Source organism: Mesorhizobium sp. M0910 (genome assembly GCF_040319465.1).
Lineage (GTDB): Bacteria > Pseudomonadota > Alphaproteobacteria > Rhizobiales > Rhizobiaceae > Mesorhizobium.
The window spans coordinates 245602-267103 of the sequence record NZ_JAMYNZ010000002.1 but is presented as its reverse complement, the minus strand read 5'-3'; the positions used below and the strand labels follow the sequence as shown (position 1 = coordinate 267103).

The following is a 21502-nucleotide window of genomic DNA, read 5'->3' as shown; positions in this document are numbered from 1 at the left end:
ATTCCACGTAAGTTTCCACGCCTGCTCCCACGCTGGCCAGTCGGCCTTTGTTTTATCACCAAACGTGACACGGTGCATCCGGCAGCGAATTCCCGCGCCGGATGCTGGCATTGCCGGGAGGCAGATGTAGCGTGGCAAGGTCTCGAAACCTCGCCGCCCAAGCCACCGGTCTGTAACCGGCCCGTGACGACAAGAGACAACGACAACGCGAGGAGATCGACATGTTGCATCAACAGAAAATCAGAACCACCGCCGGGCGCGGCCGTCTGTTCGACAGCATTCTCGACACGGTCGGCGATACGCCGGTGATCCGCATCAATAATCTCGGACCGGACCATGCCACGATCTATGTGAAGGCCGAGTTCTTCAATCCCGCCGCCTCGGTAAAGGACAGGCTGGCACTCAACATCATCGAGGAGGGCGAGCGCAGCGGCGCCTTGAAGCCGGGCCAGACCGTGGTCGAGGCGACCAGCGGCAACACCGGCATCGGCCTTGCCATGGTTTGCGCCCAGAAGGGCTATCCGCTGGTGGTGACGATGGCCGACAGTTTTTCCATCGAACGCCGCAAGCTGATGCGCATGCTGGGCGCCAAGGTGGTGCTGACGCCGCGCGCCCAGAAGGGTTTTGGCATGTACACGAAGGCGGTGGAGCTCGCCGAGGCCAATGGCTGGTTCCTTGCCCGCCAGTTCGAGACCAAGGCCAATGCCGCCATTCACGAAGCGACCACGGCGCGCGAGATCATCAACGATTTCGCCGGCTCGCGGCTCGACTGTTTCGTCACCGGCTATGGCACGGGCGGCACCGTCGCCGGCGTCGGACGCGTGCTGCGCCGCGAGCGGCCGGAGACCCGGATCGTGCTCGCCGAACCGGCCAATGCGCAGCTTATCGGCAGCGGCAAGCCGCAGCAGCGCGGGGCCGGCGGCGCGCCTGCCGCCAGCCATCCAGCGTTCGAGCCGCATCCGATCCAGGGCTGGACGCCCGACTTCATTCCGGACGTGCTGCAGGAGGCGATCGATACAAGCCTCTACGACGACGTGGTGCCGATTGCCGGGCCCGAGGGCATGAAATGGGCCAAGGCGCTGGCGCAGAAGGAAGGGATTTTCACCGGCATCTCCGGCGGGGCGACCTTCGCGGTGGCGCGGCAGATCGCGGAAAAGGCGCTACCCGGCTCGGTGATCCTGTGCATGCTTCCCGACACCGGCGAGCGTTACATGACCACGCCGCTGTTCGACGGCATCGAAGCGGAGATGGACGCCGAGGAGACCGCGCTTTCGCAGTCGACGCCCGGCTGCCAGTTTCCGGCGTGACGGCGGCACATCGGGAGCGGCCTGCATGGACACGAAACCTGGATTGGCCGTCACGGCCAGCGAGGAAACGCTTGACCCCTCGAACTGGGCCGATGTGCAGGTCCTGTCGCATCGGATCGTCGACGATGCCGTTGCTTACCTGCGCGATGTCAGAGAGCGTCCGGTGTGGCAGGAGATGCCGGTTGATGTGAGGACCTTCTTCACATCGCCGCTGCCGCGTTCGCCGGCGCCGCTGGCAGAAATCTATGGCGACGTCACCAGGAGCCTGATGCCCTATCCGATGGGCAATATCCATCCGCGCTTCTGGTCCTGGTATATGGGTTCGAGCAATTTCACCGGCGCGCTCGGCGATTTCCTGGCGGCGATCCAGGGCTCCAACCTCGGCGGCGGCAATCATGCCGCCGCGCTGATGGACAACCAGGTCGTCGACTGGTGCAAGGAAATGATGGGCTTTCCGCAATCGGCCAGCGGCACACTGGTCAGCGGCGGCTCGATGGCCAACATCATCGGTCTGACCGTGGCGCGCAACGCCAAGGCCGGCATCGACATACGCGAGCACGGCGTTGCCGGCATCGACAAGCCACTGCGTTTCTACGGCTCCGACCAGCTTCACTCCTGCCATCGCAAGGCGATGGAGGCGCTCGGCCTCGGCAACCGGGCGCTGCGCCGCATCCCGAGCGATGCCGGGCTGCGGATCGACATCGCTGCGTTGCGGGCGGCGATCGCCGAGGACCGTGACGCCGGTTTCAAGCCGGCCTGCGTAATCGGTACGGCCGGCACGGTGAACACCGGCGCAATCGACGATCTGCAAGCGCTGGCCGACCTGGCGGCAAAAGAGGATCTGTGGTTTCACGTCGATGGCTGCATCGGCGCCTTGCTTGCGATTGCGCCGGACAATTCGCATCGCGTTGCCGGCATCGAGCACGCCCACTCAATCGCGCTCGATCCGCATAAATGGCTGCACGCGCCCTTCGAGGTCGGCTGCGCGCTGATCCGGGATGCCTCCGCGCATCGCCGCACGTTCGCGGTGACGCCGGAATATCTGGAATCGACGCCGCGCGGCCTGGCCTCCGGCCAATGGCTGCACGACTACGGCTTGCAGACGTCACGCGGCTTCCGGGCGCTGAAGGTGTGGATGGCGCTGAGAGAACATGGCATCGAAAAGTTCGGCGGGCTGATCGACCAGAACATCGCGCAAGGGCACTATCTCGGTCAGCTGATCGAGGCCGAACCGGCGCTCGAGCTGGTGGCGCCGGTGAACATCAACATCGTCTGCTTTGGTTATCGCGCCGATGGGTTGGACGCTGAGCGCCTGAAAGCGCTCAATACCGAGATCATGCTGAGGCTGCAGGAAGAAGGCATCGCCGCCATTTCCGACACGACGGTGCATGGCCAACATTGCCTCAGGGTCGCCATCAACAACCACCGTACCCGGCGCGACGATCTGGACCTGCTGGTGCGGGAAACGGTGCGCCTCGGGCGGGAGATTTCAAGGGCGGGCACCGCCGGGTGACGCTGGCTTCCGCTGCCTTGCGCGCCGGCCTTCCGTCGGGCGGCACGAGTCACGCCTCGAGCCAGACCTTCTCGAAATGCTGCTCGAGCGACTGGTGCTGCTCGCAGCCATGGACGCCCTTGCGGTAGGTGCGGTAGACCGAGCGCCAGTAGGGCTGGATGATGATGCCGGAATCGCGGAGATTCTGCTCGATCTTCGCCATGATCTCCTTGCGGGCACCGGCATCGGGCATCGCCAGCGCCTTGTCGAGTAGGCTGTCGAATTCCGGATTGGCGTAGGCGCTCTCGTTCCAGGCGGCACCCGATTTGTAGGCCAGCGCCAGCACCTGCACGCCCAGCGGCCGGCCGAGCCATTCGGTGCAGGAGAACGGATATTTGCTCCAGTCGTTCCAGAAGGTGGCGGCCGGCAGCACCGTGCGCTTGATCTTCAGCCCAGCTTCGCGCATCTGCGCTGCGATGGCGTCGCCGGTGGTCTTTTGCCAGTCGACGTCGACCGAAATGAGCTCGTATTCGTGATCGGCCTTGCCGGCCTCGGCGAGCAGGGCCTTGGCTTGATCGATGTTGCGCACGGCTGGGCCGATATCGGCATATTCGGGATGCATCGGCCCGACATGATGGTTCTCGGCCGGCTTGCCGCGGTTGTCCATGCCGATCTTCAGCACAGCGGCGTTGTCGACGGCGAGCTGGGCGGCGCGGCGCACCTTGATGTCGTCATAGGGCGGATTGGCGACATTGAAACGCGCGACGATCGTCGAGCCGGTGGCGATCTCGGAATTGCTCAGGCCCATGGAGTCCGTCTGCGCAACCGTGTCGGAGGCGGTTTCGTGGTCGGTGTCGATCTCGCCCGATTCGAAGGCAGACAGCATGGCGTTGGGATCGGAACCGTAGTCGACCCATTTGATGCCGTCGAGGTAGAATTCGCCCTTCCACCATGGCTTGTCCTTGCGGCGGACTTCGGCGCCGACCTCGGCGTCCCATGCCACGAGTTCGCACGGCCCGGTGGTGATCGCCAATGCCTTCATCGGGTCGCCGTCGCCTTCATAGCTGCGGTGCATGATCAGCGCCGGATAGTCGGCCATGCCGGCAATCAGTGAAATGTCGGGCTTGGGCAAATTGAGCCGCACGGTGAAGTCGTCGACGCGTTCGATGCCGCCGTCGACGGCTTTCTTGGTGTCCGCGTTGACCAGCGCGCCCATCCGCGCGGCGACAGAATTGCCGGCGACGGACGCATCGCACCAGCGCGTCAGATTGTGAATGACATCGTCGGCGTTGAAGGTGTCGCCATTCGACCAGTTGACGCCTTTGCGGACATGCAGCGTCAGCACGCGGGCATCGTCGCTGGTCTCCCAGCTCTCGAGCAGCCATGGCTCGAAGGTGAAGTCGCGGTTCCAGCGCACCAGATATTCATTACACTGGCGGGCGACGTTGGACATCTCGACGCCGTCGAAGGTGCGCGGATCCTTCCAGCCCTTGACGTTCATGGCAACGCGCAAGACGCCACCGCGCTTCGCCTCCTCGGCCCTGGCCGGTGACGGAGCAAGCCCGCCAAGCGCCAGCGCGCCGGCAGCGCTGACACCAAACGCGGCCATGGTGGCGAGATATTCGCGCCGGTTCATCTGGCCCTTCTTGAAGCCGTCGGCGACGGGCGCGGCCTGCGGATGCAATTTCCGATCGGTCAGCATGAACTTCATCGTCGTTCCCTCTTTGTTGGGCGCCTCCGACCGACCGCGCCGCGGGGGTGGTTGCGTTTCGCAGGGCGCCTTACGTGAGGTGATGATAATGCTGGCCTGAGCGGGCAAGTGTTCGGTTTTCCGCAGTTGTTGTGCGCTGTTCCGCAGTGGGGAGCTTGAGGAGAGAGGATTTCTGCGCTTGCCTGGCCGGCATGAGAGCCGCACTCCGCCGTCACTCCGGCCACTTACCCCCGCCCAGCGCGGCTATAGCCGCGACGATGCGATCAACGGCCTCGCTGGCGCGCGGCACGGTCTTGCGGGCGCGCAGGAAACTGTGCACGAGGCGCGGCTCCTCGCGCCACCATGCCTTACCGCCGGCGGCAAGGATGCGGTCGCGATAGGTCTGGCCGTCCGATGACAGCGGATCGCATTGCGCGGTGACGATTACCGTCGGCGGCAGGCTGGAGAAGTCGCTATCGCCAAGTGGCGAAAATGTCGGGTCGTCCGGCGACTGCCCCTTCGCTGCCCGGATATGGCGATAGAATTCGACGTCCCGCAACGTCAGCAGCGGCGCTTCGGCGTGCTCGATATAGGAGCCGGTGCGCGCTTTGCGGTCCAGCTCTGGGCCGTCTAGCTCGTCACCGCCGAGCTCGGGATAGATCAGCACCTGGCCGATCGCGCGGCGAGGATGAGTGCGTGTCGCCTGCGCCACTGCTGCGGCCAGGTTGCCGCCGGCGCTCTCGCCGCAGAGCACGATCGGCAAGCCGGTCGTCGCCGCAGCCCATTCGAACACCGCCAGCGCATCCTCGAAGGCCGCCGGATGCAGATGTTCCGGCGCCAGCCGGTAGTCGGCGGACAGAACCGCAAAGCCGGTGCCGGCGCAGATCTCGGCGCAGATGTCGTCATGGCTGTCGAGCCCGCCAAGCACGAAACCGCCGCCGTGATAATAGACGACCATCGCCTGCGGCGCCGTTCCCGCCATATGGTAACGCCGGACCGGGATCGCACGGTCGCCGACGCTGCTGTCGCTGGCCTTGACGCCGGGTGGATAGGGCTCGCGAAACGCCCGGCACATGGCGTCATAGACCGCCCGCTGCCTGTCGATCGGCATGTAGACGATTTCGGGCGGATACCACTCGTTGACCCTGTCGATATAGGCCCACAGTTCCGGATCGAGCAGCGTTTGGTATTTTCCGCGGTCTTTTATTTCGGGTCGATCGGCTTCGGTGACCATCGCGGCGCGATTCCGCTCAGAGCTCGGCATAGAGCCGGGCGGCGTTTTCGTAGCTGAAACGCAGCGGCACTGAGCCCTCGACCTGCCAGGCATCGACCGTCTCGCCGGCCAGCAGCCGGCAGGCGGCCTCGGTGGTGGTGACGGCGCCGCCATAGAGCCGGTTGGCGAGGTTGAGAATGGCCGTCTGGTGCATCGCCGAGCTGCCGCTGCCGCAGGCATCCTTGACCAGCAGCACGCGAAACCCGAGCGCCACCGCATCTTTGACGGTGGCATCGATGCAGGCCTCGGTCCAGACGCCGGCGACGACCAGCCACTCGATGCCGTCGGCCTTGAGCCGCCCGGCGGCAGGCCCCGCGCGGAAGGCGCTGGCATCGGTCTTGACCAGCATCGTCTCGCCGGCTGCAGGCGCCACTTCCGGACAGATCGCCGTCAGCGGATCGTCCTTGTCGGAAAAGGCCGACTTGCCGTTGGCCTCGACCGGGTGGAACGGCCGTGCTGTGGCGAGATCGACGACATAGGCCCAGTGATACAACGGCACATGATTGGCCCGTGCCGCTGCCTGCAGGCGCTGTACGTTGGCGAGGATATCGCCATAGCCTTCGACCAGATAGCGCTTGTCCCGCCGATGCTCCTCCTGGAGATCGATGAACACCGCCGCCGCCTTGCCGGACTTGATCGAGATCGGGCTTTTCATGCAAAACTGCCTGGCTTCCCGGCCAACGCTGTTCCTTTCGGTGGGCTACCGCAAGCCGTGGAGATTGGGCGACGCCTAGCCAGCTTCGTCATCTCAGGGCGAAGCAGGAGCGAAGCTCCGTCGCGGAGACCCTGGGATCCATTCCGTGACGGCTGCCGAGGAATGCGGCGGAACAGAATCCTGCACCGCAGCAGCGTTCTGAAGTCACGGCATGGATCCTGGGGTCTGCGCCGCGTCGCTGCGCTCCTTGCTCCGCCCCAGGATGACGAAGCAAAGGGTGTTTCCGACAGTCGCCAAAGCGTGCGACCGGCCAAACGCGTCCGTCTATCAAAACTTTGCGAGGGAACGAGCATCAAACCTGTTTCTCCAAGAAATCGTCCTCATAAGGGAACCGCGACAGAAGTTCGGTGCCGGTCTCGGTGATCAGGATCTCGTCCTCCAGCTTGACGCCCTCGCGGCCGCCCTTCTCGCCGATATAGCTTTCGACGCTGACCACCATGCCGGGCACGATGACACCGTCGCGACCATAGGTTTCGTAATCCATGGCGTGCGCGATGAACGGCGTCTCGCCATGCATGCCGACGCCGTGCATGACCGAGGTGTAGCGCTGGTCGACGAAGCGGTCGGGAATTTTCCAGGCCTTTTCGGCAATCTCGCGAAACGTCATACCCGGCTTGACGACCCCGATATTGTGCTGAACCTGGTCGTGCGCCATCTTGTAGAGCGACTTCTGGTAATCCGTCGGCCTGCCCGGGCCGCAGCGGAAGGTGCGCGAGAAGTCCGAATAATAGCCGTAGCAGCCGATCGTGTCGGTATCGAGCGCCAAGAGTTCGCCCGGCCTGATCTTGCGGCCGCTCGCTTCGTTGAACCAAGGATTGGTGCGCTGGCCCGAGGTCAGCAAACGGGTTTCGATGAACTCGCCGCCTTGGCGGATCACCTCGCCATACATGATGGCGAACAGCTCGTTTTCGGAAACGCCTGGCTTGATCGCCTCGCGCACGGCATAGACGGCGGCCTCGGCGCCGGCCATCGACACCTGCAGGCATTTTACTTCCTCGGGCGTCTTGACCGCGCGCACCGCCAAAATCTCGCCCTGGCAATCGCGGACGTCGCAGCCGCGCTTTTTGAGCGCCAGCGCCTGCAGATGGCTGCAGCGGTCGAGGCCGAGCTTCATCGAGCCGCCGCCATGCGCCTTGAGCAAATCGGCGATCTCGTCGGCGAAGGGACCCGCGGTTTCGTCGTCGCGGCCCGACACCGAAGACCATACCAGCTTGGACGGACGCGCCTCGTCGATCGTGTCGAGCACCATCGAGACATGGTAGCTCTGCGGATATTCGAACAGCACGATCGGCCCTTCGGTGGGGATGAAGAAGTAGCGCGTCGAGTTGCGCAGGAAATAGCCGAACATGTTGCGCGAACCGGTGGCGTAACGCTGGTTGTAGGGGTCGAACAAAACGACGCCGCCATAGCCGGCCTCGCGCATCCAGGCACGCAGCTTGGCAAGGCGCCCCTTGCGCAGCGCGTCGGCGTCGATGAAGGACGGCTCGGTATCGGACAGCCACATGCCGCCGGCCGGATCGGCCGCCGCCGGATGGCGCATGCGGTCCTTGAAGTCGACGTCCTCGGTGCTGTCGGGGTCAAAAACGACAATGCTCATGGGTGCCTCCTGGAAGCGGCGAGGATGGGCCAAGGGTGGCGCAAAGTCTGTGCGAAATCCCGCAGGTGTTGTGCCGGATGCCGCTAGGCGGCAGCCCCCTTCAATTACCTCGGCGATTGACTGTGGGCCCGAACGTTTTCGTCATCCTAGGGCGGAGCAAGGAGCGAAGCGACGCAGCGCAGACCCTAGGATCCATGCCGTGACATTGGTCGTAGAATGCGGCGGAATGGCGCTTGTGCGCGCATCGATGCTCGCTACCCTGAAACCATGACCGGCTACGTTTACATGACCGCAAGCCAGAAGCGCGGCACGATCTATATCGGGGTTACGAATGATCTCGGCCGCCGCATGCCGGAGCACAAATCCGGCGAGGGCTCGCGGTTCACCAGCCGCTACGGTGTGCAGCGTCTGGTCTGGTATGAGGAACATTTCGACATTGTCGACGCCATCCAGCGCGAGAAGTCGCTGAAGCGCTGGCCACGCCAATGGAAGATCGAGCTCATCGAGAAGACCAATCCGGAATGGTTCGAGCTTTTTCGCGGGACGGGTCCGCAGGCGCACTGCCGCGAGGTAACGGCATGGATCCCAGGGTCCGCGCCGCGTCGCTTCGCTCCTTGCTCCGCCCTGGGATGACGAAGTGGAGGGGTGTTCGGCCAATCTCCGACGTTTGCGGCTTGCAGAGGCCCCTAATGCCTCCGCATCACCTTCGGCGCATGCCCATGCTCTTCCCGAAACGCGCGGGCAAAGCTCGACATCGAGGCAAAGCCGCAGGCGAGCGCCACGTCGCGCACCATCAGCGTGGAATGCGCCAGCAGGTCGGCGGCACGCTTCAGCCGCAGCCGGCGGTAGTAGCCGTTGGGCGAAATGCTGAGCTCGGAGCGAAAATTGCGTTCGAGCTTGTCGGAGGAGACGCCAAGCCTATTCGCCAACTCCGCCATGCCGAGCCGTTCCTCCACTGCATCCTCCATGATGGCGATGGCCGACAGCACCAGTTCATTCTGCACGCCGGTGCGTAAGCGCAGCGGCATCAGCTTGCGGTCGACGCTGGAGCGCAGCGGGCTGTGCACGAACCACTCGGCGACGCCGGCCGACAGCTCGGCGCCATAATCGCGGGTGATGATCTCCAGCATCATGTCGAGGCTGCCGACACCGCCGGCCGAGGTGAAGCGCTTGCGGTCGATGACGTAGAGATCGCGCCTGAGCTCGATGTCGGGAAAGGCCTCGGTGAAGGCGGCCTGGCTGGTCCAGTGCAAGGTGCAGGCATGGCCGTCGAGCAGGCCCGCGCGGGCAAGGAAGAACGCCGCATCCGCCACAGCACCGATATGGGCGCCACCGCGCAGGCTCTTGCGGATCCAGCTCACGGCATCGTACGCGACGAGATGATCGGCATCTCCGCCCGAGCAGACGACGATGCGATCGACCTTCGGCGCGTCATGGGCGGAAAAGCCGGGCTGGATGACGACGCCGTTCGAAGCCTCGACCGGGCCTTCGGCGGCGCCGACAATGATCCAGCGATAATAGTCCCGCTTGGCCAGCACGTTGGCGGCGCGGAGCGGCTCGATGACCGAACTGAACGCCATCATCGGAAAGCCGGGGAAGACGAGGATGGCGAAGGTGAGCGGGGTGTCGCTTGCCGTCGGTTGGTTGCGTTGTCGGTTGTCCATAGCTTCCGGAGCCAGGCAGCAAGGTGGATCAGGAAGCTACAATTCTGCCAGATGGCGCCAAGGTCAACGGAATAGAATGTAAGACACATGGATGGATGCAGAACAAGCGCCGCTCGTTGGCGATCCTTCACGCCCCCTTCTGTCCTGCCGGACATCTCCCCCTCGAGGGGGGAGATTGGCAGCTTCGCCGTCCCGTCCGTGTTTCAGTGTTGGAGGTTGGCGAAAGCGCAAGATGACGGCCAATCTCACCCCTCGTGGCCGAGATGCCCGGTAGGGCAGAGGCGCACTGTCCGCCGACGTCTCGCAAGGTTCTTGTTGCCGGGCTCAACTCGCGAGCGCCTGATCTAGATCCGCAATCAGATCATCACCATCCTCGATCCCGGCCGACAAGCGCACCAGCGAATCGGATATCCCGATCTCGGCGCGTTTTTTCGCCGGGATCGAGCCGTGCGTCATCAGCGCCGGGTGCTCGATCAGGCTTTCGACACCGCCGAGGCTTTCGGCCAGCGTGAACAGTTGCGTGTGTTCGAGGAAGCGCTTGGTGCCGGCGAGGTCGCGGTCGAGCTCGACGGTGATCATACCGCCGAAGGCGTGCATCTGCCGCCTGGCGATGGCGTGCTGCGGATGGCTGGGCAGGCCGGGATAGATGACACGACGGATGTCGGGGCGGCTTTCCAGCCAGTGCGCGATCTTCTGGCCGTTCGACGAATGGCGCTCCATCCTGAGCGCCAGCGTCTTCAAGCCGCGCAGCGCCAGGAAACTGTCGAACGGCCCGGAAATGGCACCGATGGCGTTCTGCAGGAATTTCAGCCGCTCAGTGAGATCCTTGTTGTCGCCGACCACGGCGACGCCGCCGACCATGTCGGAATGGCCATTGAGGTATTTGGTCGTCGAATGGACTGATATGTCGATGCCGAGCTCCAGCGGCCGCTGCAGATAGGGGCTGCAGAAGGTGTTGTCGGCGACCGAAAGCACGCCTTTGTGCCTGGCCAGTGCCGCGACCGCTTCCAGATCGACGACACGCAGCAGCGGATTGGTCGGCGTCTCAACCCAGAGCAGCTTGGTCTCGGGGCGGATCGCCGCCTCGACGGCGGCAAGATCGGTGAAGTCGACGAAGTCGACCTGCAAATTGGCCGAGCGCTTGCGCACCCGCTCGAGCAATCGGAACGTGCCGCCATAGATGTCGTCGGTGGCGACGATATGCGCGCCTGAATCGAGCAGTTCAAACACCGTGGCGATCGCCGCCAGCCCCGAAGCGAAGGCGAAAGCGGCTGTGCCGCTTTCGAGGTCGGCCACAGCGCGTTCGAAGGCAAAGCGGGTCGGGTTCTGGCTGCGGGCATATTCAAAGCCCTTGTGCACGCCCGGGCTCTGCTGGCCATAGGTCGAGGTGGCGTAGATCGGCACCATCACCGCGCCCGTCGTCGGGTCGTGGCTCTGGCCGCCATGGATGGTGCGGGTCGAGAAGGCGAGGCGGTTTTTGCCCGATACAGTGGCTTTTATGGTCATCGGGCGCGCCTCAGATGGTTGATCAGGTCGATGCGGGTTATCAGGCCAATAAATTCGTCGCCGTCGAAGACGATGGCGACCTCGTTGCGGTCGAACACCGGCAACAGCGCGTCCAGCGTCTGGCTGGCCTGCAGCGTATGCAGATTGGAGGTCATCGCCGTACGAACCGGGGCCTTGAAGCGGTCCCAGCGGCTGTCATAGGGGCCTTCGACCTTGGCCAGGATATCGCTTTCGTCGATGATGCCGACGAGCTTGCCCTCGTCCAGCACCGGCAGTTGCGAGACATCCGAGCGGCGCATGCGGCCATAGGCGTTGAGCAGGCTTTCGTCGGGGCCGACGGACACGACATCGCCGGTGCGGAGCGTGCGCATCACCAGGTCGCGCAGGTCGCCATGCTGCTCGTGCTCGGCAAGGCCCTGCTCGGCCAGCCAGAAATCGTCGAAGACTTTCGACAGGTACTTGTTGCCGCTGTCGCAGACGAACGTGACGACGCGCTTCGGCACGGTCTGCTCGCGGCAATAGCGGAGTGCTGCCGAAAGCAGCGTGCCGGACGACGAGCCGGCGAGAATGCCTTCCTTCGAAAGCAGGTCGCGCACCGCAAGCATGCTCTGCTTGTCGGGGATGGAGTAGGCCTTCCTGACCAGCGACAGATCGGCGTTGGGCGGCACGAAATCCTCGCCGATGCCTTCGACGGTCCAGCTTCCGGCCTCTACCATCTTGCCGGTCTTGATCAGGGGCGCCAGCACCGAGCCGACCGGATCAGCGAGCACCATCTCGGTCTTCGGCGAGACTTTCGCAAAGTAGCGGCCGAGCCCGGTCAGTGTGCCGCCGGAGCCGACGCCGACGACCACCGCATCGACATCGCCTTCTAGCTGCTGAAAGATTTCCGGCCCGGTCGTGGTCTCGTGGGCGTGCGGATTGGCCGGGTTGGCAAACTGGTTGGCATAGAAGGCGCCGGGCAGCTCGGCGGCGATCTTTTCGGCCATGTCCTGATAATATTCGGCATGGCCCTTGCCGACATCGGAACGCGTCATGCGCACTTCCGCGCCGAGCGCCCGCAGATGCTGGATCTTTTCGCGCGACATCTTGTCAGGCACGACAAGGATGATGTGGTAGCCCTTGGGGATGCCGACCTGGGCGAGACCAAGACCGGTGTTGCCGGCGGTCGCCTCGACGATCGTCCCGCCGCGTTTCAGTTTGCCCTGTTTTTCGGCGGCGGCAATCATCGACAGCGCGATGCGGTCCTTGATCGAGCCGCCGGGATTCTGGCTTTCGAGCTTGATGAACAGCCGGCACTTGCCGATGTCGAACTTGGTCAGCTCGACGACCGGCGTCTGCCCGATCAGGTCGAGAACCGAGGCATAGGGCGGGCGCAGGCGGGACGATGCATCGTCCTGTGCCACGATCTTGTGCTTGCTCATATCAGATGCTCCGTTGCCAGAATGAGCAACCGCCCTGGAAGACGGCAACCTACCGTCTTTTCCAGCCGTTTGCAGTTGGAAAGAAGATAGATCGTGCCAATCCGGCCGCCAGCAGGGGAATGGAATTTCGCGAAAGCTTCGCCGGCTCCAGGCAGGGCAAAAGATTTGCAGAACCTGCTTAGGGTTCAGGCGATCGCGGCCTGGGCTTCGATCTCGATCAGAAAATCCGGATTGCCGAGGCCGGCGACGCGCAGCACCTTGATGATCGGCGGCGCGCCACGGTTTGCCCAGAAGGCCATCCAGGCGCCGAAGGCCGGCCCTATATCCAGGTCGGCGGCGATATAGACCGAGAGGCTGACGAGGTCTTCAGCATCTTGTCGGAAAGCGAAGGGATCAGCCGGCGCAGGTCGGATTAGCGCATCGGCTGTTCCTTGATGCGCGCCAGGATCACCGTCTTCCATTTGCCGCCGAGTGCGTCGAGCGCGAACTCGACCGGACAGCCGTAGAGTCTTCCGCGTTGGGTCATGCCCCATGGTAGGCAAGGCACGGCGACGACGAAAGCAGAATTTGCCCGGTCATCTGACCAGGGTCGCGGCTCGCGGCCGCGCCGGCGACAAAATCCATGGAGGAGAACAAAGACGAGCCTGCGCGACACCAATCCGGTCAATGCGAGACGGCCGAAACCTGTGGCGATCGTCATCGCCTGGCTGTATCGACCACGACGGGCTGGCTGGTCGGCGGTCTTGCATCCGAAATTGCGTCGAGACAAAGGGGCCTTATCCGAGCAACCGCTTGCTCAGCCGCGCGCACTGCACGCGAATATCCGGAATGGCGTCGATCTCGAAGAAGGTGCCGCGCGTCAGCGGCCCGACGGCGAGGATCTTGGCCGATACCGTGCCATCGCCGGCGATGACCTCGCAGTTCGCGGTCACGTCGAGGCCGAGGCGCAGCGGATCCGGCCGTGCCAGCCCACGGTCGACCAGCGACCGTACCACGCTGTTCGAGGTGGTCGAGATGTCCCTGGCGATGCCTGTGCAATCATAGATGCGGGTGACGTCGAACCTTTCGAGCTGCTGCGTGTGGCGCGACTGGACCTGTACGCTGAAGCCGTCGCCGGCGGCGATCTCGACGACGCGCCCGGCGACAAGGCGGATGCGGCCCGCTTGCACCGCCTCGGCAACGCGGGTGTAGACTTCCGGCGCCATGCGATGGCGGTGGATGTCCCACCAGGCCTTGGTGTGCTCAACGAAGCGGCGCTTGGCCGATGACGGCCAGTTCTGCCAGATCTTCTGGTTGAAGGGTCTCAGACCGTCGACCACGTCGCGCCAGTCGATACCGGCCTTCTGGTTTTCCCGGATCAGGTCGCGGAACCAGCCGACGAAATAGGAAAGCTGGGTGCCGAGCGGAATGTCGGCGACGTCGAGCTTGATCGGATTGCCCTTGCGATGCGGCGAAGGCAGCAGGCCGCGCCGCGACACCGCGACGATCGCGCCGCGGTGGCCGCGCTGCTCGAGCGACAGGAAGGCATCGACCATGCTCAAGCCGGTGCCCAGGACCAGGACTTGGGCTTCGGGGTCGAGCGCAGTGTCCGCCTCGGATCCCATCCTGATCGCATGCCCCTGCCCCGCCCCCGGCTCTTCGTCATGCCCGGTGGCGAGCACGGCAAGATGCGCGACCACGCTGGTGCCGTTGGCCAACGCCACCTCGACGCCGGAGGCGGTCGGCGAGATCGACAGGCTCTCCTCGCGGATCAGGCGCAGCCGGCCCGTGTGCTGCTCACGCGCCTCAAGCTCGTCGAGCAGCTCCTTGAGATAGCGGGCGTAGACGCTGCGCGGCGCATAGACTGGCGCCTGTTCCGGCGTCGCTATGCCGCGTTCAAGCAGCCAGCGCGAGAAATTGCCGGGATCGTCGGCATAGGCGCTCATGCCCAACGCACTGACATTCAGCACATGCGCCGACAGCAGCGTTGAATAGGCCATGCCTTGCCCAAAATGCGGGCGTTTTTCGATCAGGCTGACGCGGAGATCGGGATTGGGCGACTTCAGCAGATGCGCCGCAAGCACGACGCCGCTGGCGCCGCCACCGACAATGATGATCGAATTTGGCGTAACGCGCCCGGTCATACGCACACCAGCTGTGCTGGCGATCGTCGCCGGCTCAGGAGAGATTGGTTCAGGCCTGGATTTTCAACGCCGCCGAAAAGTCTTCGTCGCCGACGATATCGCGCATTTCGGCGAGGCTGCGCTGATCCAGCACCTCGGCGATGGCCTGCCGGACCTCCAGCATCAGGTGTCGGACTTGGCATGTCGCCTCGTTGCAGTCTTCGCAGCGCTGATACTGGGTGCGGCTGGCGCAAGGAATGGGGGCAAGCGGCCCGTCGAGCACGCGCACGACGTGGCCGACCTTGATCTCGTCCGCCGGGCGCGCCAGCCGATAGCCGCCGTCCTTGCCCTTGCGGCTCTGGACGAACCCCGCATTGCGCAATTCGCCAAGAATGGCATCAAGGAACTTCTTCGGAATATTGTTTCCTGTGGCGATGTCGTTGACGAAGGCGAGCTGTCCAACCGGCAGGCGCGCCAGATGGACGAGCGCCTTGAGGCCGTATTTACCTTTTTTCGTGAGCATAACCCGAACGTTTCTCTGTCATGCGATGGCGCAAGGCCACCGGTTGCGAAACGCCTGGCGTGCCTCCCCGCCGCGTCCAAGCTGTCACTACAGATAAATTCTAGTGACATGATATACAAGCTCAGAAACGTTGATTTTGCTTCGTTTTCAAGCCGCAATGGCCATTTTGGTTGGGGCTTGTGCCCTTGCGAGCACAGTAGCCGCCGCGAATGGCACACCGGCAAACTGGCCGGCGGCAGGAATGTCCCGATCGGCTAGGATACCGACGGCAGCTTCTGCCCCTGAATTTGAAGGCCAAAGCATGCCGCGCACGGCAACAAGGAGGGTGGCGTCGCTCATCGTCCTCTCCAATCCTTCAATGTCGATAAGGATACTAGACTTAACCGCGAACACAGGGAACTTGTTTCCAATTTGTTGGCTATTCACAGCATGAATTTGCCGATGCAGGGGCGAACGCGGGAAAATCCTTGCTGCGCGCATGGACGGCGCGGAAGCGGTTCCCGGGCAAGGACGACGATTCTCACCCGGGGCCATCACCCAGAAGTGTGCGAATGGGCAACTGCCATAGCCAGATGACTTTTTCTAACAAGGCCGAACCGATTGGAAGGATTTAACTCTACAAGACCAATAGAGTTAGGTGACTATGAGACGCAATCCGGTTTTTCTCGTTTCCAAGGAGCCTTTCATGTCCACCATTTCGCGACGTATCGTTCTCTTGTCTTCGGCGGCCTTGGCTGGTGCCGCCTTTCTCGGCCCAGCCGATGCGCAGGACTTCAAGATCACTATCGGCTACCAGACGGTCGTCGAACCCTCGAAGGTGCCGCAGGCCGACGGCGCCTATGAGAGCGCGACCAAGGCGGCAATCGACTGGCGGAAATTCGATTCCGGCGCCGACGTGATCGCCGCCATCGCTTCCGGTTCGGTCGACATCGGTTATGTCGGCTCGAGCCCGCTGGCGGCGGCGGCGAGCCGCGAGCTTCCAATCCAGACAATCTTCATTGTCGGGCTGATCGGCGAATCCGAGGCCCTTGTCGCCCGCAACGGCGCCGGCATCGAGAAGGCCGCCGACCTTGCCGGCAAGAAGGTGGCGGTGCCCTTCGTTTCGACGACGCATTACAGCCTGCTTGCCGCGCTGAAGCATGAGGGTATCGACCCGAAGTCGGTCGATATTCTCAATCTGCGGCCACCGGAGATCGCGGCGGCATGGGCGCGCGGCGACATCGACGCCGCCTATGTCTGGGATCCGGCACTCGGCCAGATCAAGACGACGGGCAAGGTCGTGCTGGATTCCTCGCAGGTCGCCGCCTGGGGCGCGCCAACCTTCGACGCCTGGATCGTGCGCACCGACTTCGCCGAAAGGAACCCGGAAGCGGTGCGCGACTTCGTCAAAGTAACGGGCGCTGCCTATGCCGACTTCCTGGCCAAGCCGGATCAATGGTCGGTGTCCTCGCCGCAAGCGGCCAAGATCGCCAGGATCACCGGGGCCAAGCTCGAAGACGTGCCGCAACTGCTGAGGGGCTATGTCTTCCCGACGCTCGAGGAGCAAGCCTCGGAAAAGTTCCTCGGTGGCGGCACTGTCAAGGCGGTCGAGGCGACATCGGCCTTCCTCAAGGAGCAGGGCAAGATCGACGCCGTGTTGCCGGATTATTCGAAATACGTGTCGTCGAAATATGTCGGCGAGGCGCTGGCCTCGAATTAGCGGCGGCTCAATACCGCGCGTCCTCCCTTCCCTGACGCGCGTTGCCTGCCCCGGAGCCGCTGACGAGGAACGGCTTCGGGGCAGGCAGGTTCAGAATATCGGCGACCCCACATGACGCATCTCGTGCTCGACCAAGTCTCGGTTCACTATGACGGCCAGCCGGCGCCGGCCGTCGAACGCGTGTCGATTGACATCGCTAAGGACGACTTCGTTGTCCTGGTCGGCCGTTCCGGCTGCGGCAAGACCTCGTTGCTCAACGTCGCCGCGGGCCTGGTCGAGCCTGTGCGCGGACGCGCCACGATTGGCGGCAGGCCGATCACGGCGCCAGGCTCGGACCGCGCCGTCGTGTTCCAGAACGACGCATTGTTTCCGTGGCTGACCGCGCGGGAAAATGTCGCCTTTGCTCTCAGGCTGCGCGGTGTCAGGGCCGCCGAACGGGCGCGGACTGCCGACGACCTTCTGGCGCTGGTGAAGCTCGACGGCGACGGCGACAAGCGCATCTGGGAGCTTTCCGGCGGCATGCGCCAGCGCGTCGGCCTGGCCAGGGCGCTGGCAGCCGAGCCGCAATTCCTGCTGCTCGACGAACCGCTGGGCGCACTCGATGCGCTGACACGGGAACGCATGCAGACAACGCTGCTCGATCTGTGGACGGCAAGCCAGGTCGGCGTGCTGATGGTCACGCACGGCATCGACGAAGCGCTGGTGCTCGCCACTCGCATCATTGTGCTCGCTCCCGGCCCTGGCCGGGTGGTGCGGAGTTTCGAGGCCGGTTTCAGCCGGCGCTATGCAGCCGGCGAGGCCATTCGTAGCATCAAGGCCGATCCCGCCTTCGCCGCGGCGCGCGGCGAGCTGACCGACGCGATCTTCGAAGGGGAGGCAGCATGACCGTTACCTCCTATACCGAGCGGCCGCAGCGCTCCAAAGTCGACGACGGAGCCGACGCGCTGTCGGTGCCATGGTCGCGGCCGCGGCCGAGACGCAGCCGCGTTTCGGCCCGCGTGGTCAGCGCGATCACCATTCTAATGGTGGTGGCGGTGTGGACGGCATCGGCCCGCCTGCAATTGGTGTCGCCGGTTTTCCTGCCGTCGCCTGTGGCAGTCTGGAACAAATTTGTCGTCGTCGCCGGTGACGGCTTTGTCGACGCGACGCTGCTCCAGCATATCGCCGCCAGTCTGTGGCGGGTGTTTGCAGCGCTGATCGTCGCCCTTGTCATCGGCGTTCCCATCGGGCTGGCTATCGGCATCAGCACGATCGGGCGCGGCATCTTCGATCCGCTGCTCGAATTCCTGCGGCCGATCCCGCCGCTGGCCTATCTGCCGCTGATCATTATCTGGTTCGGCATTGGCGAGCCGTCCAAGATCCTGGTGATTGCCATTGCCATGCTGGCGCCGGTTGCGCTGTCGACGGCATCGGGTGTTCGCGGCGTCTCGCAGGAACGCATCAATGCAGCGCGCTCGCTTGGCGCCACGCAGCGCCAAGTGATCAGGCACGTCACCCTGCCCAGCGCGCTGCCCTCGATCCTGACCGGTCTGCGCATCGCGCTTGGCGCCGGTTGGTCGACGCTGGTCGCCGCCGAGCTGGTGGCCGCGACGCGCGGGCTCGGTTTCATGATCCAGTCCGCTGCCCAGTTCCTCGTCACCGACGTGGTGGTGATGGGCATACTGGTGATCGCGGCCATTGCCTTCGTGCTCGAATTCATCATCCGCAGGATCGAGCGGGTGCTCGTCCCGTGGGCAGGGCGGGAATGACCGACAATGCCCCATTCCATCGCTGTATTGTTCGCGCATTTCGGCCATTGGCTCCGCCTGATCAAGGCCGGGGACAAACAGCCGCCTGACGGCGAACGCAAAACGCCGGTGCATCTGGACGCGGAGCGCAACCGCTTACCGCCGCGCGACGAAAGTTTCTACTGGGGCTGGCAGTACTGGTCGCGGTGACCGGCCGCCAGGGTCCGCTGTGCGCTGCTCTCAAGGGAGCTTGAGCATGGACGCCCGTTCAAACGCGCGAACGGTTCGCCCAGGCCAGGCCGGCCAGGCCGACCAGCGCGGTGACGATGCCGACATAGAGCCATTGCGACTGGCCGGTCATAAAGCTGCCGCCGATAACGCCGATGCCTTGCAACGTCCACAGCACGCCCATGGCGAGCACAATCAAGGCCAGCAGATTTTTGATCAATCTCATCGCTAGAACTCCGTTCCAAGTCGATCATAAACCGCGTTCCAGCCGGAATGGAACAGCGAAAAGAGGCCGCTCGATTACACCAACTTCTACTTGGATGCTAATCTCTGATCTTGTGCAAGACGCCCGGAGATCGGCGCAGACATCATCAAAGAAGCTGCGCCTCGCTGCGGAAAGTCTCTGACAAATTGTTTCGCGCCGACTCCAAACGTGTAACATTGCCATGGAACCGACAGATCATTGCCGCATTTGCTGCCTTGTTCCGCACCTAACGGCTTGGGTCTGTCAACGGAGCTAACCCCAAGCATGAAGAAAAGCTATCAGGCCGCGCTCGTCGCGGCCACGATTGCGGCCGGCCTGACGGTCGGCGCATCCACCGCCAACGCCGCCGCTCAGTGCGGCCGTGCCTCCTGGTACTCACTGCATTCCAGAACCGCTTCCGGCGAGCGCATGAACCCGTCGGCGCTGACCGCCGCGCATCGCAGCCTGCCGTTCGGCACCAAGCTGAAGGTGACCAATCGCAACAATGGCCGCAGCGTCGTCGTGCGCATCAACGACCGCGGCCCCTTTATCAGGGGCCGGATGCTCGATCTGTCGAAGGGCGCAGCCAGTCAGCTTGGCTTCATCAGCTCGGGCCATACGGCTGTCTGCATGGCACGGGTCTAACGGTCCGGCCGCCACGGCCGGACGCCGCCTCCAACGATTGTCCCGATAGCCGGCCCTTGCCTGGCCTTCGCAGGTGCACATTGAGCCGGCTGTTGCCGTTGAAGGCGGATTCTCAACGCCTTGGACGAAAGAACGAGCATAAATCACGCAGGTTGACGTATTGCATCGCAGCAGATTGTTGCTAACTTCCCCGCAAAGCATTCAAGGCTCGGCGCTGCTCGTCGGCCCTTCAATCGCAGTCGGCAGCGGGGTTCTCGATGTTCTACCAGCTCTACGAACTGAACCACGCCGCCTTGCAGCCGGCGCGCCTCTATGCCGATGCGGTGCGCCTGTTCTACTCCAATCCGCTCAATCCGGTCTCACACACGTCCTGGGGCCGCTCGGTTGCGGCAACGGCCGAACTGTTCGAGCGCACGACGCGCCGCTACGGCAAGCCGCAATTCGGCCTGACCAAGACCGTGGTCGACTGGAAAAACGTCGAGGTCAGCGAACGCACCGTCTGGTCGCGGCCGTTCTGCAACCTGGTTCGTTTCGAGCGGGCGGTTCCTGCAGGGCGCCGGCCGGATCCGAAGCTGTTGATCGTCGCGCCGATGTCGGGCCACTACGCGACGCTGCTGCGCGGCACGGTGGAGGCGATGCTGCCCTATGCCGACGTGCATATCACCGACTGGGTCGACGCCCGCATGGTGCCGCTGGCCGACGGCAGCTTCGATCTTGACGACTATATCGACTACATCGTCGACATGCTGCATGCGCTGGGCCCCGACACCCATGTGATGGCGGTGTGCCAGCCTTCGGTGCCGGTGCTGGCGGCGGCGGCACTGATGGAAGCCAAGGGTGATCCGTTCGTGCCCTCGACGATGACGCTGATGGGCGGGCCGATCGACACGCGCCGCAATCCGACAGCGGTCAATCTGCTGGCGCAGGAAAAGGGGATCGACTGGTTCCGCGACAATGTCATCATGCGCGCGCCCTGGCCGGTGCCGGGCTTCGGCCGCGAGGTCTATCCCGGCTTCCTGCAGCTTTCGGGTTTCATGAGCATGAACCTCGACCGCCACATCACCGCCCACAAGGACTTCTTCATGCATCTGGTGAAGCATGACGGTGACAATGCCGAGAAGCACCGCGAGTTCTACGACGAATATCTGGCGGTGATGGATCTGACGGCGGAATTCTACCTGCAGACCGTCGACACCGTGTTTGTCCGCCAGGCCTTGCCCAAGGGCACGATGACGCATCGCGGCGTGGCGGTCGACCCTTCGGCGATCCGTAATGTCGCCCTGTTTACGGTCGAGGGCGAGAACGACGACATCTCCGGCCTCGGCCAGACCAAGGCCGCGCACGATCTGTGCATCAACATCCCGGCCGACCGGCACGCCCATTACATGCAGCCTGCGGTCGGCCATTATGGTGTGTTCAACGGCTCGCGCTTCCGCTCCGAAATCGTGCCGCGCATCGTCGACTTCATCACCAGCTACGGCCGTCAGAACCGTGTTGCGGTGAAGCCCAAGCTGGTCAGGACCGGCAAGAAATAGGCGACCAGTGATGATGCCCGTCAATCCGCATCAGGTCGGTCTATGCCAAAATCATCGGTTGGCGCGGCCGTGCGGCGGGTCGACCTGTTGCACAATAGTCGCGTTGGCGCCACGCGGGTAACCATGCCGCAAAA

At 63.8% G+C, this 21502-nt stretch carries 19 protein-coding genes and 1 pseudogene; 9 read left to right on the top strand and 11 right to left on the bottom strand.

Translation table 11 applies throughout. The features are described from left to right. Nucleotides 1-221 precede the first annotated feature (221 nt). Nucleotides 222-1307, top strand: a complete 1086-nt coding sequence (locus NKH78_RS05125) for a PLP-dependent cysteine synthase family protein (RefSeq protein WP_352508625.1) — start codon at nucleotides 222-224, stop codon at nucleotides 1305-1307. Nucleotides 1308-1332: 25 nt separating this feature from the next. Then, on the top strand, nucleotides 1333-2820 hold the full coding sequence (locus tag NKH78_RS05120) for a pyridoxal phosphate-dependent decarboxylase family protein (protein ID WP_352777757.1): 1488 nt from the start codon (nucleotides 1333-1335) through the stop codon (nucleotides 2818-2820). Between the two features lie 49 nt (nucleotides 2821-2869). Here the strand turns inward: NKH78_RS05120 and NKH78_RS05115 are convergent, their stop codons facing one another. The 4 genes from NKH78_RS05115 to NKH78_RS05100 all read right to left on the bottom strand — a co-directional run bounded on the left by NKH78_RS05115 (nucleotide 2870) and on the right by NKH78_RS05100 (nucleotide 8074). After that, nucleotides 2870-4510 (bottom strand): ABC transporter substrate-binding protein, encoded by a 1641-nt coding sequence (locus tag NKH78_RS05115; protein WP_352737870.1) that lies wholly within the window; start codon nucleotides 4508-4510, stop codon nucleotides 2870-2872. Between the two features lie 211 nt (nucleotides 4511-4721). Further along, on the bottom strand, nucleotides 4722-5723 hold the full coding sequence (locus NKH78_RS05110; protein ID WP_352737871.1) for an alpha/beta hydrolase: 1002 nt from the start codon (nucleotides 5721-5723) through the stop codon (nucleotides 4722-4724). A gap of 16 nt (nucleotides 5724-5739) precedes the next feature. After that, on the bottom strand, nucleotides 5740-6417 hold the full coding sequence (locus tag NKH78_RS05105; protein ID WP_352737872.1) for an isochorismatase family protein: 678 nt from the start codon (nucleotides 6415-6417) through the stop codon (nucleotides 5740-5742). 352 nt (nucleotides 6418-6769) lie between these two features. Next, complete coding sequence (locus tag NKH78_RS05100) at nucleotides 6770-8074, bottom strand: M24 family metallopeptidase (protein ID WP_352737873.1); 1305 nt, start codon at nucleotides 8072-8074, stop codon at nucleotides 6770-6772. 267 nt (nucleotides 8075-8341) lie between these two features. Between NKH78_RS05100 and NKH78_RS05095 the strand changes: the two are divergent. Then, nucleotides 8342-8623, top strand: a pseudogene (locus NKH78_RS05095) (GIY-YIG nuclease family protein); the annotation flags it as partial. A 137-nt stretch (nucleotides 8624-8760) separates the two neighbouring features. On the opposite strand, the gene NKH78_RS05090 reads toward NKH78_RS05095, so the two are convergent. The 6 genes from NKH78_RS05090 to NKH78_RS05065 form a co-directional block, all read right to left on the bottom strand. Next, the gene (locus NKH78_RS05090; protein WP_352737874.1) at nucleotides 8761-9738 is read right to left on the bottom strand and encodes a GlxA family transcriptional regulator; all 978 of its coding nucleotides are present in this window, start codon (nucleotides 9736-9738) and stop codon (nucleotides 8761-8763) included. A gap of 324 nt (nucleotides 9739-10062) precedes the next feature. Beyond that, nucleotides 10063-11244, bottom strand: a complete 1182-nt coding sequence (locus NKH78_RS05085) for a cystathionine gamma-synthase (RefSeq protein WP_352737875.1) — start codon at nucleotides 11242-11244, stop codon at nucleotides 10063-10065. After that, nucleotides 11241-12665: a pyridoxal-phosphate dependent enzyme gene (locus tag NKH78_RS05080; RefSeq protein ID WP_352689815.1), complete on the bottom strand. Its 1425-nt coding sequence runs from the start codon at nucleotides 12663-12665 to the stop codon at nucleotides 11241-11243. The genes NKH78_RS05085 and NKH78_RS05080 overlap by 4 nt, the downstream gene beginning before the upstream one ends. Before the next feature lie 776 nt (nucleotides 12666-13441). Next, nucleotides 13442-14788, bottom strand: a complete 1347-nt coding sequence (locus tag NKH78_RS05075) for an FAD/NAD(P)-binding protein (protein WP_352737876.1) — start codon at nucleotides 14786-14788, stop codon at nucleotides 13442-13444. A 49-nt stretch (nucleotides 14789-14837) separates the two neighbouring features. Beyond that, nucleotides 14838-15290 (bottom strand): RrF2 family transcriptional regulator, encoded by a 453-nt coding sequence (locus tag NKH78_RS05070; protein ID WP_352476864.1) that lies wholly within the window; start codon nucleotides 15288-15290, stop codon nucleotides 14838-14840. A gap of 147 nt (nucleotides 15291-15437) precedes the next feature. Then, nucleotides 15438-15629, bottom strand: coding sequence for a hypothetical protein (locus NKH78_RS05065; protein WP_352737877.1), 192 nt, complete (start codon nucleotides 15627-15629; stop codon nucleotides 15438-15440). Between the two features lie 346 nt (nucleotides 15630-15975). On the opposite strand from NKH78_RS05065, the gene tauA reads away from it, so the two are divergent. The 4 genes from tauA to NKH78_RS05045 all read left to right on the top strand — a co-directional run bounded on the left by tauA (nucleotide 15976) and on the right by NKH78_RS05045 (nucleotide 18926). After that, entirely contained in the window at nucleotides 15976-16989 is a 1014-nt protein-coding gene (gene tauA / locus NKH78_RS05060) for a taurine ABC transporter substrate-binding protein (RefSeq protein ID WP_352701162.1), read from the top strand. Nucleotides 16990-17100: 111 nt separating this feature from the next. Next, entirely contained in the window at nucleotides 17101-17874 is a 774-nt protein-coding gene (locus NKH78_RS05055) for a taurine ABC transporter ATP-binding protein (protein WP_352737878.1), read from the top strand. After that, complete coding sequence (locus NKH78_RS05050; protein ID WP_352701164.1) at nucleotides 17871-18737, top strand: ABC transporter permease subunit; 867 nt, start codon at nucleotides 17871-17873, stop codon at nucleotides 18735-18737. Before NKH78_RS05055 ends, NKH78_RS05050 begins: the two co-directional genes overlap by 4 nt. Before the next feature lie 6 nt (nucleotides 18738-18743). Continuing rightward, on the top strand, nucleotides 18744-18926 hold the full coding sequence (locus NKH78_RS05045) for a hypothetical protein (protein WP_254817964.1): 183 nt from the start codon (nucleotides 18744-18746) through the stop codon (nucleotides 18924-18926). Between the two features lie 58 nt (nucleotides 18927-18984). On the opposite strand, the gene NKH78_RS05040 is transcribed toward NKH78_RS05045, so the two are convergent. Continuing rightward, nucleotides 18985-19170, bottom strand: a complete 186-nt coding sequence (locus NKH78_RS05040) for a hypothetical protein (RefSeq protein ID WP_352701165.1) — start codon at nucleotides 19168-19170, stop codon at nucleotides 18985-18987. A 303-nt stretch (nucleotides 19171-19473) separates the two neighbouring features. Between NKH78_RS05040 and NKH78_RS05035 the strand changes: the two genes are divergently transcribed. Continuing rightward, nucleotides 19474-19833, top strand: a complete 360-nt coding sequence (locus tag NKH78_RS05035; RefSeq protein ID WP_352701166.1) for a septal ring lytic transglycosylase RlpA family protein — start codon at nucleotides 19474-19476, stop codon at nucleotides 19831-19833. A 257-nt stretch (nucleotides 19834-20090) separates the two neighbouring features. After that, nucleotides 20091-21368 carry a polyhydroxyalkanoate depolymerase gene (locus NKH78_RS05030; RefSeq protein WP_254817961.1) on the top strand — a complete coding sequence of 426 codons (1278 nt, stop codon included), beginning with the start codon at nucleotides 20091-20093 and terminating at the stop codon, nucleotides 21366-21368. Nucleotides 21369-21502 lie beyond the last annotated feature (134 nt).

Excerpts from the sequence above, each read along its gene's own strand:
- NKH78_RS05125 (WP_352508625.1), top strand. The coding sequence starts at position 222 with ATGTTGCATCAACAGAAAATCAGAACCACCGCCGGGCGCGGCCGTCTG.
- NKH78_RS05120 (WP_352777757.1), top strand. The coding sequence starts at position 1,333 with ATGGACACGAAACCTGGATTGGCCGTCACGGCCAGCGAGGAAACGCTT.
- NKH78_RS05115 (WP_352737870.1), bottom strand. The coding sequence starts at position 4,510 with ATGAAGTTCATGCTGACCGATCGGAAATTGCATCCGCAGGCCGCGCCC.
- NKH78_RS05110 (WP_352737871.1), bottom strand. The coding sequence starts at position 5,723 with ATGGTCACCGAAGCCGATCGACCCGAAATAAAAGACCGCGGAAAATAC.
- NKH78_RS05105 (WP_352737872.1), bottom strand. The coding sequence starts at position 6,417 with ATGAAAAGCCCGATCTCGATCAAGTCCGGCAAGGCGGCGGCGGTGTTC.
- NKH78_RS05100 (WP_352737873.1), bottom strand. The coding sequence starts at position 8,074 with ATGAGCATTGTCGTTTTTGACCCCGACAGCACCGAGGACGTCGACTTC.
- NKH78_RS05090 (WP_352737874.1), bottom strand. The coding sequence starts at position 9,738 with ATGGACAACCGACAACGCAACCAACCGACGGCAAGCGACACCCCGCTC.
- NKH78_RS05085 (WP_352737875.1), bottom strand. The coding sequence starts at position 11,244 with ATGACCATAAAAGCCACTGTATCGGGCAAAAACCGCCTCGCCTTCTCG.
- NKH78_RS05080 (WP_352689815.1), bottom strand. The coding sequence starts at position 12,665 with ATGAGCAAGCACAAGATCGTGGCACAGGACGATGCATCGTCCCGCCTG.
- NKH78_RS05075 (WP_352737876.1), bottom strand. The coding sequence starts at position 14,788 with ATGACCGGGCGCGTTACGCCAAATTCGATCATCATTGTCGGTGGCGGC.
- NKH78_RS05070 (WP_352476864.1), bottom strand. The coding sequence starts at position 15,290 with ATGCTCACGAAAAAAGGTAAATACGGCCTCAAGGCGCTCGTCCATCTG.
- NKH78_RS05065 (WP_352737877.1), bottom strand. The coding sequence starts at position 15,629 with ATGAGCGACGCCACCCTCCTTGTTGCCGTGCGCGGCATGCTTTGGCCT.
- tauA (WP_352701162.1), top strand. The coding sequence starts at position 15,976 with ATGTCCACCATTTCGCGACGTATCGTTCTCTTGTCTTCGGCGGCCTTG.
- NKH78_RS05055 (WP_352737878.1), top strand. The coding sequence starts at position 17,101 with ATGACGCATCTCGTGCTCGACCAAGTCTCGGTTCACTATGACGGCCAG.
- NKH78_RS05050 (WP_352701164.1), top strand. The coding sequence starts at position 17,871 with ATGACCGTTACCTCCTATACCGAGCGGCCGCAGCGCTCCAAAGTCGAC.
- NKH78_RS05045 (WP_254817964.1), top strand. The coding sequence starts at position 18,744 with ATGCCCCATTCCATCGCTGTATTGTTCGCGCATTTCGGCCATTGGCTC.
- NKH78_RS05040 (WP_352701165.1), bottom strand. The coding sequence starts at position 19,170 with ATGAGATTGATCAAAAATCTGCTGGCCTTGATTGTGCTCGCCATGGGC.
- NKH78_RS05035 (WP_352701166.1), top strand. The coding sequence starts at position 19,474 with ATGAAGAAAAGCTATCAGGCCGCGCTCGTCGCGGCCACGATTGCGGCC.
- NKH78_RS05030 (WP_254817961.1), top strand. The coding sequence starts at position 20,091 with ATGTTCTACCAGCTCTACGAACTGAACCACGCCGCCTTGCAGCCGGCG.